At 68.0% G+C, this 18,719-nt stretch carries 12 protein-coding genes; 9 read left to right on the top strand and 3 right to left on the bottom strand.

Annotated features, from left to right (window positions below; translation table 11 throughout):
- The first annotated feature begins 3 nt into the window (after positions 1–3).
- Positions 4–2,448 (top strand): glycoside hydrolase family 2 protein, encoded by a 2,445-nt coding sequence (locus ASC98_RS23760; RefSeq protein ID WP_157598070.1) that lies wholly within the window; start codon positions 4–6, stop codon positions 2,446–2,448.
- The gene (locus ASC98_RS23765; RefSeq protein WP_056815213.1) at positions 2,438–4,255 is read left to right on the top strand and encodes a serine aminopeptidase domain-containing protein; all 1,818 of its coding nucleotides are present in this window, start codon (positions 2,438–2,440) and stop codon (positions 4,253–4,255) included. Before ASC98_RS23760 ends, ASC98_RS23765 begins: the two co-directional genes overlap by 11 nt.
- Before the next feature lie 18 nt (positions 4,256–4,273).
- On the opposite strand, the gene ASC98_RS30810 is transcribed toward ASC98_RS23765, so the two are convergent.
- Both ASC98_RS30810 and galE read right to left on the bottom strand, forming a co-directional pair.
- Positions 4,274–5,371: a hypothetical protein gene (locus ASC98_RS30810; protein WP_157598071.1), complete on the bottom strand. Its 1,098-nt coding sequence runs from the start codon at positions 5,369–5,371 to the stop codon at positions 4,274–4,276.
- Between the two features lie 164 nt (positions 5,372–5,535).
- Positions 5,536–6,549, bottom strand: coding sequence for a UDP-glucose 4-epimerase GalE (galE, locus tag ASC98_RS23770; protein WP_056815215.1), 1,014 nt, complete (start codon positions 6,547–6,549; stop codon positions 5,536–5,538).
- Between the two features lie 102 nt (positions 6,550–6,651).
- Here galE and ASC98_RS23775 point away from each other — a divergent pair, with 102 nt between their 5' ends.
- The 6 genes from ASC98_RS23775 to aspS all read left to right on the top strand — a co-directional run bounded on the left by ASC98_RS23775 (position 6,652) and on the right by aspS (position 13,379).
- Positions 6,652–7,185 (top strand): hypothetical protein, encoded by a 534-nt coding sequence (locus tag ASC98_RS23775; protein ID WP_056815218.1) that lies wholly within the window; start codon positions 6,652–6,654, stop codon positions 7,183–7,185.
- The gene (gene ubiB, locus ASC98_RS23780) at positions 7,182–8,729 is read left to right on the top strand and encodes a ubiquinone biosynthesis regulatory protein kinase UbiB (protein ID WP_056815221.1); all 1,548 of its coding nucleotides are present in this window, start codon (positions 7,182–7,184) and stop codon (positions 8,727–8,729) included. Before ASC98_RS23775 ends, ubiB begins: the two co-directional genes overlap by 4 nt.
- 138 nt (positions 8,730–8,867) lie before the next feature.
- Positions 8,868–10,331 carry a sodium:solute symporter family protein gene (locus ASC98_RS23785; RefSeq protein WP_056815224.1) on the top strand — a complete coding sequence of 488 codons (1,464 nt, stop codon included), beginning with the start codon at positions 8,868–8,870 and terminating at the stop codon, positions 10,329–10,331.
- Between the two features lie 94 nt (positions 10,332–10,425).
- Complete coding sequence (locus tag ASC98_RS23790; protein WP_056815227.1) at positions 10,426–10,773, top strand: FmdB family zinc ribbon protein; 348 nt, start codon at positions 10,426–10,428, stop codon at positions 10,771–10,773.
- Complete coding sequence (locus tag ASC98_RS23795; protein ID WP_056815230.1) at positions 10,770–11,447, top strand: DUF502 domain-containing protein; 678 nt, start codon at positions 10,770–10,772, stop codon at positions 11,445–11,447. Before ASC98_RS23790 ends, ASC98_RS23795 begins: the two co-directional genes overlap by 4 nt.
- Positions 11,448–11,582: 135 nt before the next feature.
- Entirely contained in the window at positions 11,583–13,379 is a 1,797-nt protein-coding gene (aspS, locus tag ASC98_RS23800; RefSeq protein ID WP_056815233.1) for an aspartate--tRNA ligase, read from the top strand.
- A gap of 71 nt (positions 13,380–13,450) precedes the next feature.
- Here the strand turns inward: aspS and ASC98_RS23805 are convergent, their stop codons facing one another.
- Positions 13,451–17,587 (bottom strand): fibronectin type III domain-containing protein, encoded by a 4,137-nt coding sequence (locus tag ASC98_RS23805; RefSeq protein WP_056815236.1) that lies wholly within the window; start codon positions 17,585–17,587, stop codon positions 13,451–13,453.
- A gap of 239 nt (positions 17,588–17,826) precedes the next feature.
- Here ASC98_RS23805 and ASC98_RS23810 point away from each other — a divergent pair, with 239 nt between their 5' ends.
- Complete coding sequence (locus tag ASC98_RS23810) at positions 17,827–18,624, top strand: CsgG/HfaB family protein (RefSeq protein ID WP_056815239.1); 798 nt, start codon at positions 17,827–17,829, stop codon at positions 18,622–18,624.
- Positions 18,625–18,719: the final 95 nt, after the last annotated feature.

The following is an 18,719-nucleotide window of genomic DNA, read 5'->3' on the forward strand; positions in this document are numbered from 1 at the left end:
GCCATGAACGCGGCGATCGCGCTGGACAGCGGCTGGGAGATCGCCGCAGGTGCGTCCGATGAGCTGGCCTGGGCACCGGTGCGCGAGCTCGGCACCGTCGGCGCGAGCCTCGGCGTCGGGCTTGACACGCCGCATGGACGCTACGACACGCAGGACTGGTGGTACCGCTGCCGTTTCCCGGCGCCGGCATCGCACGGTGCTGATCGCCAGCACCTGCGCTTCGACGGCCTGGCCGGCATCGCCGAGGTCTGGCTGAACGACGAGCCGATCCTCACTGCGCGCAACATGTTCACCACCGAGCGGGTCGACGTGACCGGCCGGCTGCGGCCCGACAACGAGTTGCGCCTCTGCTTCCGCTCGCTCGACGCCGAACTCGCCACCCGCAAGCCGCGCCCGCGTTGGAAGACCGCGCTCGTCGAGGCACAGAACCTGCGCTGGGTGCGCACCACGCTGCTCGGCCGCATCCCCGGCTGGACGCCGCCGGTCCACCCGGTCGGCGTGTGGAAACCGGTGTGGCTCGAGACGGTGTCGCCGGGCGGCATCGCGTCGATCGACCTGCAGTGCGATGCCGAGGCCGGCGTCGGCCGCGTGCGGCTGCGCGCCACGCTGACCGCCGGCAGCGACGTCGCCGAGGCGCGCCTGCGCATCGGCGACCGCACCCATGCGCTCGCGCTCGACGGCGACACGCTGTCGGCCGACCTGCAACTGCCCGCTGTCGCGCTGTGGTGGCCGCACACGCACGGCGCGCCGGCGCTGCACGACTGCGCGATCGAACTGCGCCAGGGCACGCAGTGGACCGCGATCGACCGCGGCCGCATCGGCTTCCGCCAGGTCGAGGTGCGGCGCGACGACGGCCTGGTGCAGTTCCGTGTCAACGGCACGCCGGTGTTCTGCCGCGGCGCCTGCTGGACCACCGACGACTTCCTGCGTCTGCACGGCGACCCGCAGCAGTTGCGCCGCACGCTGACGCTCGCGCGCGACGGCGGCCTGAACATGCTGCGCATCGGCGGCACGATGACCTACGAGTCGGACGCGTTCTACGCGCTGTGCGACGAACTGGGCATCCTGGTCTGGCAGGACTTCATGTTCGCCAACATGGACTACCCGGTGGCCGACGAGGCCTTCCGCGCCGAGATCGAGCGCGAGGCTGACCAGCAGCTCCACCGCCTGCAGGCGCACCCGTGCATCGCCGCGTACTGCGGCGGCAGCGAGGTCGAGCAGCAGGCCGCGATGCTGGGCCTGCCGGCCGAGCAGTGGAGCAACGATTTCTTCAGCGAGACGCTGCCGGCGCGTTGCGCGAGCCGCCATGCCGGCGTGCCGTACTTCCGCTCGTCGCCGTGCGAAGGCGCGTTGCCGTTCCACGTCGGCACCGGCATCTCGCACTACTACGGCGTTGGCGCCTACCGCCGGCCGATCAGCGACGTGAAGCACGCCGGCGTCAAGTTCACGACCGAATGCCTGGGCTTCTCGCACGTGCCCGAGCCCGAGACCATCGAGCTGCTGGCCGGCCAGCCGACGATCGCGCCGCACCACCCGCTGTGGAAGCAGCGCCAGCCGCGCGACAACGGCGCCGGCTGGGACTTCGAGGACATCCGCGACCACTACCTGCGCGAGCTCACCGGGCTCGATCCGGTCGCGCTGCGCAGCACCGACATCGCACGCTACCTCGCGCTGTCGCGCGCAGTGACCGGCGAGGTGCTGAAGCGCGTGTTCGCCGAATGGCGCGCACCGGGCAGCGTCTGCGGCGGCGGCCTGGTGTGGTTCCTGAAGGACCTGTGGCCGGGCGCCGGCTGGGGCCTGATCGACAGCACCGGCCGGCCGAAGGCGGTGTACTGGGCGCTGAAGCGCGCGTGGGCAGCACGCACCGTGCTGATCACCGACGGCGGGCTCGACGGTCTGCAGCTGCAGGTGCACAACGAGGGCGGCGAGCCGCTCGCGGGCAGCGTCGAGATCGCGCTGTACCAGGATGGGCAGGTGCGCACCGCCGGCGGCAGCCTCGACGTGATCCTGGCGGCGAACCAGGGCCTCGCGCTGCAGGCCGATGCGCTGATCGGCCACTTCGCCGACACCGCCTACGCCTACCGCTTCGGGCCGCCGCAGCACGACGTGGCGGTCGCGCGCTTGAAGAACGAAGCGGGCGACACGTTGGCCGAGGATTTTCATTTTCCGCACGGGTTGAACCTGCCGCCGCAGCGCGCCGGCACGCTGACGGCGCAGGCGCAGCGGCAGGCCGACGGCAGCGTGCTGGTCACGCTGGAGGCGGCCGCGTTGATCCAGTCGCTTCACGTCGAATGCGCCGGCTACGCGGCCGACGACCTGCATTTCCACCTGGCGCCGCAGTCGCGCCGCACGCTGCGCTTCAGGCCGCTCGATGCCGCGCCGCGCAAGTTCAAGGCGCACCTCGGCGCGCTGAACCTGCGGGAACTGGTGACCGTCCGTGCGGACTGACGACATCCCGCTGCCGCCGGAGGCCGCGCGCCGCCCCGAGGTCCGGCGCGAGCCGCTGATGCTCGGCAGCGATGCGCAGCCGCTGTTCGGCTGGTACCACGTGGCCGATGCGGTGCCGCGCCGCGATGCGGTCGTCGTGATCTGCAACCCGATGGGCTACGAGTACGCGCACGGGCACCGCTCGCTGCGCCACCTGGCCGACGACCTCGCGCGCTCGGGCGTGCCGGCGCTGCGCTTCGACTACCACGGCAGCGGCGATTCGCCGGGCCTGGAGACCGACGCCGGCCGGCTGCAGCGCTGGCAGGACGACGTCCACACGGCGATCGCCGCGGCGCAGGCGCTGAGCGGCAGCGCGCGCGTCGGGCTGCTCGGCGTGCGGCTCGGTGCGACGCTCGCGGCGCTGGTCGCGGCGCAGCGCGAGGTCGACTGGCTGGTGCTGTGGAACGTCTGCGCCTCGGGCCGCCGCCATGTGCGCGAGCTGCAGGCGCTGGACATGGCGGCCGGCGGCGGCCAGCGGCCGGTCAGCGCGCCGTTGGAGCCGGCGGGTTTCCTGGTGAGCCGCGAGACGCAGGACGCCGTGAAGGCGGTGCAGCTGACGCGCGAGGCGCTGCGCGTCAGCGGCCGCGCGCTGCTGGTCGCACGCGACGACCTGATCGGCGAGGAAGAGGCGCTGGGCGAGCACCTGCTGACGCTCGGCATCGCGACCGATGCGATCGCCTGCGCCGGCTATGCCGACATGATGGCCGAGCCGGTGCACACCGTGGTGCCGCGCCAGGCGCTCGACAGCATCGTGCAGTGGATGGTCGCGCAGACCGCGCTGCGCGAGGCCGCGCCGCCGCTGCTGCCGTCGCCGGTCGGGGCGACGCAGGCGCGCTTCGCGCATGCGACCGCCGATGGCCGCGCGGTCGCGCTGACCGAGACGCTGTGCGCGCTCGGCAACGAGGGGCAGCTGTTCGGGCTGCTCGCGCAGGCCGATGGCGTCGACCTGGCTGCGCGGCCGATGGTCGTGCTCTTCAATTCGGGCACCGTGCACCACGTCGGCCCGAACCGGCTGTACGTGACGCTCGCGCGCGAGTTCGCGGCGCTCGGCTTCCCGACCGTGCGTTGCGACCTCGAAGGGTTGGGCGACAGTGTGCAGCGGGGGACCGGGCGGGAGAACCACCCGTATCCCGACAGCGCGGTGCCCGATGCGCAGCAGGTGCTGCACAGCCTGCGCGAGCGCTTCGGCGTGCGCGAGTTCGTGCTGATGGGCTTGTGCTCCGGCGCGTACACCGCGTTCCAGACCGGGCTGGTCGAGCAGGCGGCGCAGATCAGCGAGCTGGTGCTGATCAACCCGCTGACCTGGCGCTGGGTCGAAGGGGATGCCGTCGACACGAAGCATTTCTCGGCAGTGGCGCACTACAAGGGCACGATGCGCCGGCTCGACAGCTGGAAGAAGCTGCTGCGCGGGCAGGTGAACCTGGTCTACCTCGGCGGCGTGGTGTTCTCGCACCTGCGCAAGCAGGTGGCGTCGCGCGTGAGTGCGATCAACGAGATCTTCTTCCCGTCGCGCGGGCCGTTGCTGTCACGGCAGTTGCGGCAGTTGTTCGCGGCGAAGCGTCACGTGACCCTGATCGTGTCGTCGGGCGATCCGGGTTGGGACATGCTGCAGGACGGCGCGCGCCAGACCGCTCAGCGCGCAATCAAGAACCGCGAGCTCGCGCTGGAGTTCGTCGACGACGCCGACCACACGTTCTCGCGCGAGGCGGCGCGGCAGCGGGTGGTGGCGGCGATCGGGCGGCGGTTGCTGAAGCGGTTTGGCGGCTGAATCGGCAGATTGCTGCCCTCACTCATTCTTCTGCTTCGACTTGAAGAGCTGTGCAGCGACTTTTCTAGGGCTTCTCAACGGCTTGCTCGATTTCGGATTCTCATCCGATTCAAAGTCGATTTTGAAATTGGCCCATTTGACGCAAAATTTTTCATTGAGTTTGGGGTCGCGTTTCCATCGATCGGTGTTGTGTGCGTCACATTTTTCAAGATGCTCACGGAGCATTTGCTGCGCACGCATGAATTCTCTGCCATTGGGCTTGGAGTTTGATTTGACGGCGTCCCACAATTCCTGTGCCAGATCGACGTCTACCAGCAGCAGCCAACTGATAAGGGTCAGAACCTTGTTGTGCAAATCGGAATTTTCAGTGCGGGCCATCTGTTTTAAAACGACTTCGTTGATGGTGAACGCGCACGCACTCACGTCAACGATGTCCAGGAGGCCGGCAGCAGCCCGCAGCGCTTTGTGAAGTTCCGGTTCAGCAGCATTCTGCTTCATCTTCGCATACCGCCGCGCCGCAATTTGACTGAGCGAACTGATGTGTTCAGGACGCAGATTGCCGCCGTGCGTTTGCTGCTGCTTCAATTTCCCTTGAAGCTGCATCACCGCTTTCTCAAGCTCGCCGATCATCAAGTTTGCGCAATGGCGAGTAGGCGCCTCTGCTTTGGCCGCTGCCCTCAGGATCACATTCATCGTCTGATCATCCCCTCGTCCTGCGGCTAGCGCATAACGTTCCATCAGATCCTTCCATTTCCTCTGCCATTTCCCTTCTTCTGCTGCTGCTTGCTTTTCTTTTCTCAGTTCAGCCAATGCCAAGTGATCGCCGCCCGCTTTGAATATTTCTTTTTCAAATTTCTTCGTGGATCCCGGGGATATCTGGTCATTTAAGAGTAAGTTATAGCGCGCTACTTTGTCGACCACTCGACGTGGTAGTTCGTATAATGGGCCGTTCTTTGCGCAGTCGCCTTTAACGAGCGTGCGGAAGACAAGGAAATAAGCACTGAGTTGGTTCTTGGTTATTTCCTGGCGCAACAAAGGTATTTTAGGGATGGCGGGAGGCCGGCGCATCAATTTCGAGTTGCGATCGATCTTGGGCGCATCATTTTTTTTTAGCATTTATTTGGAATCCTGGAATTCATCTTGATGGATAGCTGCGGCGACAATTCAGCGCGCAGAGACCCCTGAGTAACCACAGGATTCGAAACGTTCCACAGGACGGTGCGGGCAGACGGCTTCGACAGGCTCAGCCCGAACGGGTCAGGCTCAGCCAAGACCGGCTTTCACTCAAACCCGCGCGGATTCCCGCTCTGCCACCGCCATGCATCCGAGCACATCGCCTCGATGTCGCGCGTCGCCGTCCAGCCCAGCAGTTCCCGTGCGAGCGACGGGTCCGCATAGCAGGCCGCCACGTCCCCCGCGCGCCGCGGCATCACCCGGTGCGGTACCGGCCGGCCGCTGGCTCGCTCGAACGCCTTCACCACCTCCAGCACGCTGTAGCCCCGCCCCGTCCCGAGGTTGACCGTCAGCGACTTCTGCTGCGCCAGCAGGTAGCGCAACGCCGCCACATGCCCGTCGGCCAGGTCCATCACGTGGATGTAGTCGCGCACGCCGGTGCCGTCGGGCGTGTCGTAGTCGTCGCCGAACACCTGCAGGAACTCGCGCTGGCCGACCGCCACCTGCGCCACGTACGGCATCAGGTTGTTCGGCACGCCGCGCGGGTCTTCGCCGATGCGCCCGCTCGGGTGCGCGCCGACCGGGTTGAAGTAGCGCAGGAAGGCGATCTGCCACGCCGCGTCGCAGCGCGCCAGCTCGCGCAGCAGCTCTTCGCCGAGCAGCTTGGTGGTGCCGTACGGGTTGGTGGCCGACAGCGCCGAATCCTCGGTGATCGGCAGCCGCTCGGGCTGGCCGTAGACGGTGGCCGACGAGCTGAACACCAGCCGCTTGCAGCCATGGTCCTGCATGACCTGCGCGACGTTGATCAGCCCGCCCAGGTTGTTGCGGTAGTACTCCAGCGGCTTCTGCGCCGATTCGCCGACCGCCTTGTGCGCCGCGAAATGCACCACGGCGTCGATGCGGTGCTGAAGGAACACCTCGTCCATCGCCGCGCGCTCGCAGACGTCGGCCTCGACGAACACCGGCGCCTGCCCGCCGAGTTCGGCCAGCCGGTCCAGCACGATGCGCGAACTGTTCGAGAAGTTGTCGACGCCGACCACGTCGAAGCCGGCGGCCTGCAATGCGAGCCAGGTGTGGGAGGCGATGTAGCCGGTGGCACCGGTCAGCAGGATCGTGGGCATGTCGTCGTTCGAGTGGCGCAGGGCGGACGATCATAGGCCGCATGCGCTGCGGCGAGAGCCCCCAGGGTGAAGGGCGCCGGTGCGCCACCTACAATCCCGCGCATGCTGAATGCCTTCTTCGCGTCGCTAGGCGCCGGTGCGCTGGAGCGCATCACCCTGTTGCTCAACCACGTGATCGCGTCCGAGACCGTCGCGACGGATCGCCTCAAGCCGCACGCCGGTCGCAGCGTGCAGCTCACGCTGACCGGCTGGCCGGCGATGCTGCCGCCGCCCCCGCAGATCGCGTTCCGCATCACGCCGGCCGGGCTGCTCGAATACGCCGGCGGCGAGCCGGTCGCCGCGCCCGACCTGCGCGTCACGCTGGATGCTTCCAACCCGGCGCGCCTGGCCGCCCAATGGTTCGGCGGCGTGCGTCCGAAGGTCGGCATCGAAGGCGATTCGGCCTTCGCCGCCGACGTCAGCTGGCTGATCGACAACCTGCGCTGGGACCTGCAGGACGACCTGGCCAAGGTCATCGGCCCGGCACCGGCGCACGAGCTGTCGCGCTTCGCCGCGATGGTGGCCGGCGGCCTGCGCGAAGCCGTGCACGTGCTGCAGGGCCTGGTGAACCGCAACGGGGGCGGCTCCCCCCGATGAGGCACCTGCTGCGCCTGCTGTTCATCGGCTTCATCGTCCTGCGCTACGGGCTCGACGAGCTCGCGCTGTCGGGCTTTCGCCAGCGCTGGGTGCGCCTGCTGGTGCGCGTGATGACGCTCGGCCGCCGGCTGCATGCGCCGCGCGGCGTGCGGCTGCGCGAGGCGCTGGAGCGGCTCGGGCCCATCTTCGTCAAGTTCGGCCAGGTGCTGTCGACCCGGCGCGACCTGCTGCCCGACGACCTGGCCGACGAGCTGGCCCGGCTGCAGGACAACGTGCCGCCGTTCCCGGCCGCGCTCGCGCGCCAGCTGGTCGAGCGGGCGTACGGCCGGCCGATCGAGGACCTCTTCGCGAGCTTCGACGCCGAGCCGGTCGCCAGCGCGTCGATCGCGCAGGTGCACTTCGCGACGCTGAAGAGCGGCCGCCAGGTCGCGGTGAAGGTGCTGCGGCCCGGCATGCTCGCGGTGATCGAGGACGACCTGACGCTGCTGCGCAGCATGGCCCGCTGGATCGAACGCATGTCGTCCGACGGCAAGCGCCTGAAGCCGCGCGAGGTGGTGGCCGAGTTCGACAACTACCTCCACGACGAGCTCGACCTGGTGCGCGAGGCCGCCAACGCCGCGCAGCTGCGCCGCAACATGCAGGGCCTGAACCTGGTGCTGGTGCCCGAGATGGTGTGGGACCTGTGCACCACCAGCGTGATCGTGATGGAACGCATGTACGGCGTGCCGATCAGCCAGTCGCAGCGGCTGCGCGATGCCGGCGTCGACATCCCGAAGCTCGCGCGCGACGGCGTCACGATCTTCTTCACGCAGGTGTTCCGCGACGGCTTCTTCCATGCCGACATGCACCCCGGCAACATCCAGGTCAGCCTGGACCCGAAGACCTTCGGGCACTACATCGCGCTCGATTTCGGCATCGTCGGCACGCTGACCGAGATCGACAAGGACTACCTCGCGCAGAACTTCATCGCGTTCTTCCGCCGCGACTACAAGCGCGTGGCCGAGCTGCACGTGGAGTCGGGCTGGGTGCCGGCGAACACGCGGGTCGACGAGCTCGAAGGCGCGATCCGCGCAGTCTGCGAACCGCATTTCGACCGGCCGCTGAAGGACATCTCGCTGGGCCAGGTGCTGCTGCGGCTGTTCCAGACCTCGCGCCGCTTCAACGTCGAGATCCAGCCGCAGCTGGTGCTGCTGCAGAAGACGCTGCTGAACGTCGAGGGCCTGGGCCGCCAGCTCGATCCGGAGCTCGACCTGTGGAACACCGCGAAGCCCTTCCTCGAACGCTGGATGAACGAGCAGGTCGGCTGGCGCGGGCTGCTGCAGAACCTGAAGCGGGAAGCGCCGCGCTACGTGCAGCTGCTGCCCGAGCTGCCACGGCTGCTGCACCACGCGCTGCAGCAGCCGCGCGGCACCGAGCCGCGCCTGCTGGAGGCGGTGCTGGCCGAGCAGCGCCGCACCAACCGGCTGTTGCGCGCCATCATCTACGGGGCGGTCGGCTTCGTGCTGGGGCTGATCGCGACGCAGGTCATGACGCACTGGCGGTAACCTCGGTGCCCATCCGGGAACCCGGGTTGCCAGTTGCCACCCGAGCTACGGTGAATCCCGGGTCCGGGACTTGCGTGTCGGGGTGCTGCTGCATGGATAATCCCGCCCGCCTCCAACCCGCGCCGCGAGCCTAGGTCGATGAACACCACCCTGATTTCCTTCGTCGTGCTGTATCTGCTGGGAACCCTGGGCCTGGGCGTCTGGGCCGGCACGCGCATCAAGAACACCCGCGATTTCGCGATCGCCGGCCGCAGACTGCCGTTGATCATGGTGGTGACCACCACCTTCGCGACCTGGTTCGGCGCCGAGACGGTGATGGGCATCCCGGCCAAGTTCGTGCAGAGCGGCCTCGGCGCCATCGTCGAAGACCCGTTCGGCGCCGGCACCTGCCTGATCCTGGTCGGCCTGTTCTTCGCGACCAAGCTCTACAAGCAGAACCTGCTGACCATCGGCGACTTCTATCGCAAGCGCTACGGCAAGGGCGTCGAGGTGTTCTGCTCGCTGGCCATCATCCTGAGCTACCTCGGCTGGGTGGCGGCGCAGATCACCGCGCTCGGGCTGGTGTTCTCGGTGCTTACCAACGGCGCGATGTCCGAGACGGCCGGCATGATCGTCGGCACGCTCGCGGTGCTGATCTACGTGGTGGTCGGCGGCTTCCTCGCGGTGGCCTGGACCGATTTCATCCAGATGATCGTGCTGGTGATCGGCCTGAGCATCATCGCGGTGTTCGCCAGCGACCTGGCCGGCGGCACCGACAAGGTGTTCGCGCTCGCGCAGCAGAAGGACCTGTGGAAGTTCCTGCCGCCGCCGAGCTTCACCGAGATCGCGATGTTCGTCGGCGCGGGCCTGACGATGATGCTGGGCAGCATCCCGCAGCAGGACGTGTTCCAGCGCGTGATGTCGGCGCGCAGCCCCGAGACCGCCCGCAACGGCGCGGTGATCGGCGGCGTCAGCTACATCCTGTTCGCGTTCGTGCCGATGTTCATCGTCGCCTGCGCGGTGATCGTGATGGGCGACAGCGCGGTCGAACTCGCCAAGAACGACTACCAGCGCCTGCTGCCGACCTTCGTGCTGACGAAGATGCCGCTGGTGATGCAGATCCTGTTCTTCGGCGCGCTGCTGTCGGCCATCAAGAGTACCTCGTCGGCCACGCTGCTCGCGCCCAGCACCAGCTTCGTCGAGAACATCCTGAAGAACCTGCGCCCCGGCATGAAGGACCGCGAGCAGCTGTTCGCGATGCGCTGCACCATCGTCGTGTTCGCCGCGCTGGTGCTGGCCTATGCGATCGCGATGAAGGGCACGTCGATCTACGACCTGGTGTCGGCGGCCTACCAGATCACGCTGGTCGGCGCCTTCGTGCCGCTGGTGATGGGCCTGTACTGGAAGCGCTCGACCACGCAGGGCGCCATCGTGTCGCTCGGCGCCGGCATCGCGGTGTGGGTGGTGTTCTTCCCGCAGATCTCCTCGTGGGGCGAGCACTTTCCGGGGCAGCTGGCCGGGCTGATCGCCGCGTTTGCGGGCATGATCGCGGGTTCGCTGGCGCCCCAGGTGCTGCAGAACCGCCACGAGCCGCGCCACCTGGCGGCGGGCTCGAACGGCTGACCGCCGCGCCGGGCTGCGGCACGGGCCGCCCCGCGCTGTCGGGGGGCAAGCCCGGGCCACTTATAATTTCGCGTTTTGAATCAAAGGCTTAGCCATGCCTATCTACGCCTACCGGTGTGCGGCCTGCGGCCACGCCAAGGACGTCCTGCAAAAGATCTCCGACCCCGTGCTCACCGTGTGCCCGAATTGCGGTGCCGAAGCCTTCCAGAAGCAGGTCACCGCCGCCGGCTTCCAGCTGAAGGGGTCGGGCTGGTACGTCACCGATTTCCGCAACGGCTCGACGCCGCCGGCCACCGGCACGGCTGCGTCGGGGTCTGACAAGGCCGCCGCCGGCAGCGGCACCGGCGCGTCCGAGGCTGCCGCGCCGAAGGCCGATGCCCCGGCCGCGGCACCGCCTGCCGCCACGCCGGCCGCTCCGCCGAAGCCGCAAGGAACCCAGTGAAGAAATACCTGATCGCCGGCCTGCTGGTCTGGTTGCCGCTGGCCGTGACCATCTGGGTGCTGCACTCGGTGCTGGGCCTGCTCGACGACGTGTTCGGCAGCCTGGTCTCGGCCACGCAGGCGGTGCTGCCCGAGGCGGCACGCCAGCCGCTGACCGACCTGCGCAACATCCCCGGCCTGGGCATCGTGCTGCTGATCGCCGGACTGCTGCTCACCGGCATGTTCGCCGCCAACATGTTCGGCCAGTGGTGGCTCGCGCAGGCGCACCGGGTGCTCAACCACATCCCGATCGTCAAGTCGATCTACAGCTCGGTGAAGCAGGTGTCGGACACGCTGTTCTCGAGCAGCGGCAATGCGTTCCGCGAAGCCGTGCTGGTGCAGTACCCGCGCGCCGGGTCGTGGACCATCGCGTTCGTCACCGGCCGCCCCGGCGGCGAGGCGGCCACGCACCTGAGCGGCGACTACCTCAGCGTCTACGTGCCGACCACGCCGAACCCGACCTCGGGCTTCTTCCTGATGGTGCCGCGTGCCGACGTGGTGGTGCTCAGCATGAGCGTCGACGAAGCACTGAAGTACGTGATCTCGATGGGCGTGGTGGCCCCGCCGATGCCCGCGCCGCCGCTGGTGATGTCGCAAGGGACGCCACCGGACGGGCCGCGAAATCAGACCGGTTGAGCGCCTGGCAGCCGCTCAACCGGTGCGCACCCCGCGGGGCTTGCAAGCGCGCCCGCCAACGCCTACCACCTTGATGATGCCGATGCACGCTGTGCGCAGCGTGCCGGCCACGATGACCGATTCCGGAGAAGACACATGAGAACAACGTATTGCGGCCTCGTCAGCGAGGCACTGATGGGCCAGACCGTCACCCTGATGGGCTGGGCCCACCGCCGCCGCGACCATGGCGGCGTGATCTTCATCGACCTGCGCGACCGCGAAGGCCTGGTGCAGCTGGTGTGCGACCCCGACCGTGCCGAGATGTTCAAGGTCGCCGAGGGCGTGCGCAACGAGTTCTGCCTGAAGATCGTCGGCAAGGTGCGCCCGCGCCCGGCCGGCACCGAGAACAGCAACCTCACCAGCGGCAAGATCGAGATCCTGTGCCATGAGCTCGAGGTGCTGAACCCGAGCGTCACGCCGCCGTTCCAGATCGACGACGACAACCTGTCGGAGACCACGCGCCTGACGCACCGCGTGCTGGACCTGCGCCGCCCGGCGATGCAGAAGAACCTGATCCTGCGCTACCGCGTGGCGATGGAGGTGCGCAAGTTCCTCGACGCCAACGGCTTCATCGACATCGAGACCCCGATGCTGACGAAGAGCACGCCGGAAGGCGCGCGCGACTACCTGGTGCCGAGCCGCGTCAACGAAGGCATGTTCTTCGCGCTGCCGCAGAGCCCGCAGCTGTTCAAGCAGCTGCTGATGGTGGCCGGCTTCGACCGCTACTACCAGATCACCAAGTGCTTCCGCGACGAAGACCTGCGTGCCGACCGCCAGCCGGAATTCACGCAGATCGACATCGAGACCAGCTTCCTGACCGAGGAAGAGATCCGCGGCATGTTCGAAGGCATGATCCGCAACGTCTTCCGCAGCACCATCGGCGTCGAGCTGCCGGTGTACCCGGTGATGACGTATGCCGACGCGATGTTCCGCTTCGGCTCCGACAAGCCCGACCTGCGCGTGAAGCTGGAGTTCACCGAACTCACCGAGCTGATGAAGGACGTCGACTTCAAGGTGTTCTCGGCCCCGGCCAACGCGGTCGACGGCCGCGTGGTGGCGCTGCGCGTGCCGGGTGGCGGCGAGATGAGCCGCGGCGAGATCGATGCCTACACCGAGTTCGTGAAGATCTACGGTGCCAAGGGCCTGGCCTGGATCAAGGTGAACGACGCCGGCAAGGGCCGCGAAGGCCTGCAGAGCCCGATCGTGAAGAACCTGCACGATGCCGCGATCACCGCGATCATCGCGCGCACCGGCGCGCGCAACGGCGACCTGATCTTCTTCGGCGCCGACAAGGCCAAGGTGGTGAACGACGCGATCGGCGGGCTGCGCGTGAAGATCGGCCACAGCGAGTTCGGCAAGAAGAACGGCCTGTTCGAGGACAAGTGGGCGCCGCTGTGGGTGGTCGACTTCCCGATGTTCGAGTACGACGACGACGGCGAGCGCTGGAACGCGGTGCACCACCCGTTCACCGCACCGAAGGACGGCCATGAAAACTACATGGATACCGACCCGGGCAAGTGCATCGCCAAGGCCTACGACATGGTGCTCAATGGCTGGGAACTGGGCGGCGGTTCGATCCGCATCCACCGCGCCGAGGTGCAGAGCAAGGTCTTCAGCGCGCTGAAGATCGGGCCGGAAGAAGCGCAGCTGAAGTTCGGCTTCCTGCTCGACGCGCTGCAGTACGGCGCCCCGCCGCACGGCGGCCTGGCCTTCGGCTTGGACCGGCTGGTGACGCTGATGACCAAGGCCGAGTCGATCCGCGACGTGATCGCCTTCCCGAAGACGCAGCGCGCGCAGGACCTGCTGACCCATGCGCCGAGCCCGGTGGATGAGAAGCAGCTGCGGGAGCTGCACATCCGGTTGAGGAATCCGCAGGCGACGCAGGCGGGGTGAGTCGAAAAAAAGCACCGCCCGGGAGGGGCGGTGCTTTGGATGGCGGGTCGCCGGTTGTTGTGTTGAATCAGTTACTCCGTAACGCTTTTCCCCCAGCACGAGGCGGCAACGGGGACCGTGGTGGCGGCAGACCCATTGCCGAAGGCGTTGTGTGCCGATATCTTGGCGGTAAAGGTGCCACTGCCAACGTTGGTCCATTGCATCGAACCGGCGGCAGCGCCGGTCGTGTTCTGAGGCGTCTTCGTGGTGGTGCGGCCGTTTTGCTCGAGGACTAGGACTATGGTGAAGTAGTCCACCGCGGCGCTTCCATTCGGACTCGGCAAACCCCAGGAAACTGTCGCATTGGCAACCTCTCCCTGGGAGCCGCTGCAGGAGGTCGTCAAAGACACATTCGTCGGCTGGCCGGGAACGGTAGCCGGCAGCACCACTGGCATCGAGGCTTTGGCCACTCCCGCGCCTTTTGAGGCCGTGATTCCGCACATGTAGGTGCTTCCGTTGGCAAGACCGGTGATCTTCAAGGGGTTGTGGCCACTGCTGCCTGTGCCGACCGTCGTGCCGGTATCGATGGTTGCGCAGCTCGCCGTGTACAGCGTGCCGCTCGGGTTGGTCTCTGGCTCCTTGAAGCTCAGCGAGACCAGGCCGTCGCCGGTGATCGACCCTAGCAGCGTCGCTGGGGCCAGCGGGGTCGCGCTGGTGCTTGCCGCCGAGGTGACCGATACGTTCGACGGGTTGGTGGCCGTGACCGTGCAGGTATAGGGGGTTCCGTTGGTCAGTCCCGTCACCGTCACGTTGCCGTCGGAGCCCTTGTTGAAGCTCGTGCCGCCGTTGCAGCGCCCGGTGTAGCCGACGTTGCTCTCCGCGTTCGGGGTGAAGCCCAGCACGATCTGCTGGTCGCCTGCCGCGGCCAGCGAGATGCTCGGTTTCGACGGCGTGGGCGACAGCGCCACTGGAATCGAGGCTTTGGCTACTCCCGCGCCTTTCGAGGCCGTGATCCCGCACATGTAGACGCTTCCGTTGGCAAGACCGGTGACCGTCAAAGGGCTGAGGCCACTGCTGCCTGTGCCGACCGTCGTGCCGGTATCGATGGTTGCGCAGCTCGCCGTGTACAGCGTGCCGCCCGGGTTGGTCCCTGGCTCCGTGAAGCTCAGCGAGACCTGGCCGTCGCCGGTGACCGGCCCTCCCAGCGTCGCTGGGGCCAGGGTGGTCGCGCTGGTGCTTGCCGCCGAGGTGACCGATACGTTCGACGAGTTGGTGGCCGTGACCGTGCAGGCATAGGTTGTTCCGCTCATCAACCCCGTCACCGTCACCTTGCCGTCCGAACCCTTGTTGAAGCTCGTGCCGCCGTTGCAGCGCCCGGTGTAGGCGACGTTGCTCTCGGCGTTCGGGGAGAAGCTCAGCACGATCTGCGTCTCGCCCGGCACGGCCAGCGAGATCACCGGCTTCGACGGCGTGGGAGGCGTGGCGTTGGCCAGTGTTGTGGCGGTCACCGTGGTCGACGCCGTGCCACCAGGGTTGGTGGCGCTGACGGTGCAGGTATAGGACGTGCCGCTATCCAGGCTGCTGATGACGAAGGTGGAGCCGGTGTCCATGGCCGAGCCCGCGCCGCAGCTCGCGCTGTAGACGACATCCGCCGCGTTGCCGGCCGGCCGGGTGTACGGGATCGTCAGCATGCGGTCTCCGGCCAACACGGTGCCGAGCCCCGGGGCGACGGGTTTCACGGTGGTCGACTTCGCAGCCGGCGTGCCTTTCGCGATGGGCGAATTGCTGCTGGTGGCCGTCGCAGGGTTGGTGGCGCTGACTTGGCAGGCGTACTCCGTGTCGTTGATAAGGTTGGTGACCGTCCACTCGTTGGCGTCGAGGGCCGGCAGGTTGATGGCGCCGGGTGAGCAGACGAGCTCGTAGGTCACGGTGCTGTCGTTGGCTACCGGCCGACTGAAGTGGATCGTCAGCTGCTGGTCGCCAGCGTCTATCCCGGGTTTGCTCGGTGCCTCGGGCGGCGTGGGGTTGCTGCTGCCGGCCACCGGGGTGGCGCCGGCCACCGCCGAGGCGGGCCCGGTACCGGCCGAATTGACTGCTTGTGCTCTGCAGTCATAGGCCTTGTCGTTCTCGAGCCCGGTCACCACGATCAATCGATCGCTTGCCTTCGACATCGGCGACACATGGCTGTCGCCCACCCTGTCGCAGGTGGCGACGTAGCCCAGAACCTCGGCGCCGCCGTCATCCTGCGGTGTCGCATAGCTCACGGTGATCGACAGATTGCCTCCCACAGCCTGCACCGAGAGCGGTTGGCCGGGCACGGTGCGCGGCTTGGCCGGTTTGCTGTTGGACGACTTGCCGTTGACGCCCGCCTGGTTGGTGGCGTAGACCGAGCAGGAATACGTCTGCCCGTTGACCAGGCCCGACACGGTGATCGGGCTGCTGCCGGCGCTGACCGGCGTGGTGCCGGTGCCGCAAGTGGCCGTGAAGCCGGCGATGCTCGACACGTCATCGGACGCGGCCCTGAAGCTCAGCTTGATCGTTTGGTTGCCGGGGATCGGGTCATCCAGGTCCGGGGCCTTCGGAACCGCGGCGGCGAGGGTGACCTTCACCGCTGTCGATGCCTCACCGCTGCCCGCATTGGCGCGCGCGGCGACCGAGCAGGTGTACTCGACATCGCTGCGCAGTGGACTCACGACGATCGGCGAGGTCAGGCCGGTGCCGGGCACCGTCTCGTTGCCGGCGCTGCAGGTGACGGTGTAGTCGAGCACTGCCACGGTGCCGCCGGTGACCGGCGTGAACGAAAAAGTGGCGCTGCCGTTTCCGGCGGTGGTCTGGAGCTGGAGCGACGTCGGCGCGGCCGGCAGCTGGCTCGCGTCGGGGGCTGGCGCATCGTCGGGCCGGCTGGGGCTGGCGCGGCGCGATTCGGAGGCATCGCTGCTGCGGTCGGACGCATTGCGGGCGACGATGCTGCAGAGGTAGGTGCTGCCATTCGTCAAGCCGGCTACGGTGACGGTGCCGGCACTGGTGGTGTCGGCGCCGGCCGTGTTGACAACGCCGGTGCCGTTGGCCTGTCCTTCGGCGAGGCAGGTCGCGTGGTAGCCCTGGACAGCCGATCCGCCATCGGAGGCTGGCGCCAGGAAGCTCAGCGTGGCAATGCGGTCGCCCGAGGCGATGTCGGTCAGCGTCGGCGCGTCGGGGACCGTGAACGGCACGACGGACGCGGGGCTCGACTTGCTGCTGGTGACTGCACCCATCGTGGCGGTGACCACGCACGAATAGGTTCGGCCATTGGTCAGGCGAGGCACCGTGATCGGGCTGGCGGGCGATTCGGCGCTGACGGCACTGCCGGCGGTCGAGCAGGTGGCGCGATAGACCACGGCGGTGTTGCTGCCGCCGGTGAGCGCGGAGACGAAGGCGATCGATGCCGAGCCGGCACCGGGAGTGGCGGCGACGTTGGACGGTGCCGTCGGGGCGGCGGCATCCGCGGGAGCGTCGGCCAGCGGCCGCACCGTGAACGACGCGGACGCCGTGCCCTGGCCGTCGGCGTTGATGCCGCTGACCGAGCAGGTGTAGTCGACGCCGGGCGTCAGCCCTTCGACGACCAACGGGCTCGCCACGGCGTAGCTGTACGCGGTGAGGTCGGCGCCGGTGCAAACGCCGACATAGGAACTGACGGCGGTGCCGCCGTTCACCGTGGCGCCGCTGAAGTCGATCACCGCCGAGGTCGGCCCGGCGGTGACGGTGGTGTCGCGCGGCTGGTCGGGCGTGTTGCTGCTGCCGCTGTTCGTGGCGGCCACCGGCGCGGTGGCGGCGCTGGAGACGCTGCCGCCGTTGAAGGCGGTGACGGTGCAGCTGTAGTGCTGGTCCTGCGCATGGGTCAGACCGATGATCCGCACTTCGCCGGAGGCGGTGCCGTTGGCCGAGGCGGTGGCGGTGACGGCCTGGTCGGTGCCGACGCAGGTGGCCTTGAAGCCGGTCACGTTCTGCGGCTCGGGCACGGTGAAGGTCAGCACGACGGTGTCGTCGCTGGCGGTGGCGACCACATCGGTCACCGCAGCGGGAGCCACGACGGGCACGATGCCGCCGGAGGAATCGCCGCTGCTGCTGCCACTGTCGCTGCCGCCACCACCGCAGCCGGCGATGAGCAGTGCGACGAGCCAGGCCGTCGCAAGGCGGCCGGGTCGGGACGAACAGGGGCGAGTGGTGTCGATGCGGGCCGGATGCTTCATGGCTTTCTCTGCTCCTGGAAAGTGCCCGCCGGCGCAATGGGCTGCCGGAGGCTGCTGCGGGATCGACGGAGCTTGCGGACCGAATTTGCAGAACTTGTGCAGACGCGCGCGTCATGCAAACCAAGAACAAAGTGCTACGAATTGATGGACCCGTGATTGAGGGGGGCCTGCCGGACGCCGGTGGTTGCGCTGGCATGATCGGCGCCTTGTCTGGAATCGATGGCTTGGAAAGGCTCCGCATGAACCGCGTCACCGTTGCATCAGGTCTGGTGCTGGCATTGGTCGTTGCCGGCTGCGGCAAGCAGGGCGCTGCGCTCGGCGAAGGCGGCTCGGTCGTGACCGGCTCGGCCGGGCCCGCCGGGGCGCAATCGGCCGCGCGCGAGCTGGTGCGGTGCGACGCGCCGGTGGCCACGCTTGCGCTGGTCGAGAACCCGAACGGCTACACGATGGTGTCGGGCTACAACCTGCCGCAATCGCCGGTACCGCTGATCCGGCTGCTGGCACAGCAGAGCGGCTGCTTCCGGGTGGTCGACCGCTCGGCCGGGCTGCGGGCCACGGTGCAGGAGCAGGAGCTGAAGAACGCCGGCATCGTTCGGCAGAACAGCACGGTGGCCAAGGGCAAGGGCTACGAGGCGCAGTACTCGCTGACGCCCAGCCTCACCTTCAGCGAACAGAACGCCGGCCGCGAGATCGGCGGCATCCTCGGGATGATCCCGGTGCTCAACAAGTTCGTCGGCGTGGCCGACAGCGTGAAGCTGAAGGAAGCGCAGGTCGCGCTGCTGCTGACCGACAACGAGACCACCGAGCAGCTCGCGGCGTCGACCGGCTCGGTCCGCGTCACCGATCTCGGCATGGGCGGCCTGGTGCTCGGCAAGCTGGGCGGCGCGGCCGGCGCCGGCTGGAGCAACAGCAACGAAGGCAAGGTGATCGCGGCCGCGTTCCTCGATGCGCACAACCACCTGGTGACGCAGGTGCGCATGCTGCAATCGAAGGAGCTGCCGCCCGCGGTGGCGGTGAAGGCCGGCGCGAAGGGCTGACCCGACGCGCGATGCCGCGGTGGATCGCGGGGGCCGGGCGTTTCCCCGACCCGGCGGCGAGGTGTCGGCCGACACGGGCCGGCCGCGGCGAGCCG

The organism is Rhizobacter sp. Root1238 (assembly GCF_001425825.1).
GTDB lineage: Bacteria > Pseudomonadota > Gammaproteobacteria > Burkholderiales > Burkholderiaceae_C > Rhizobacter.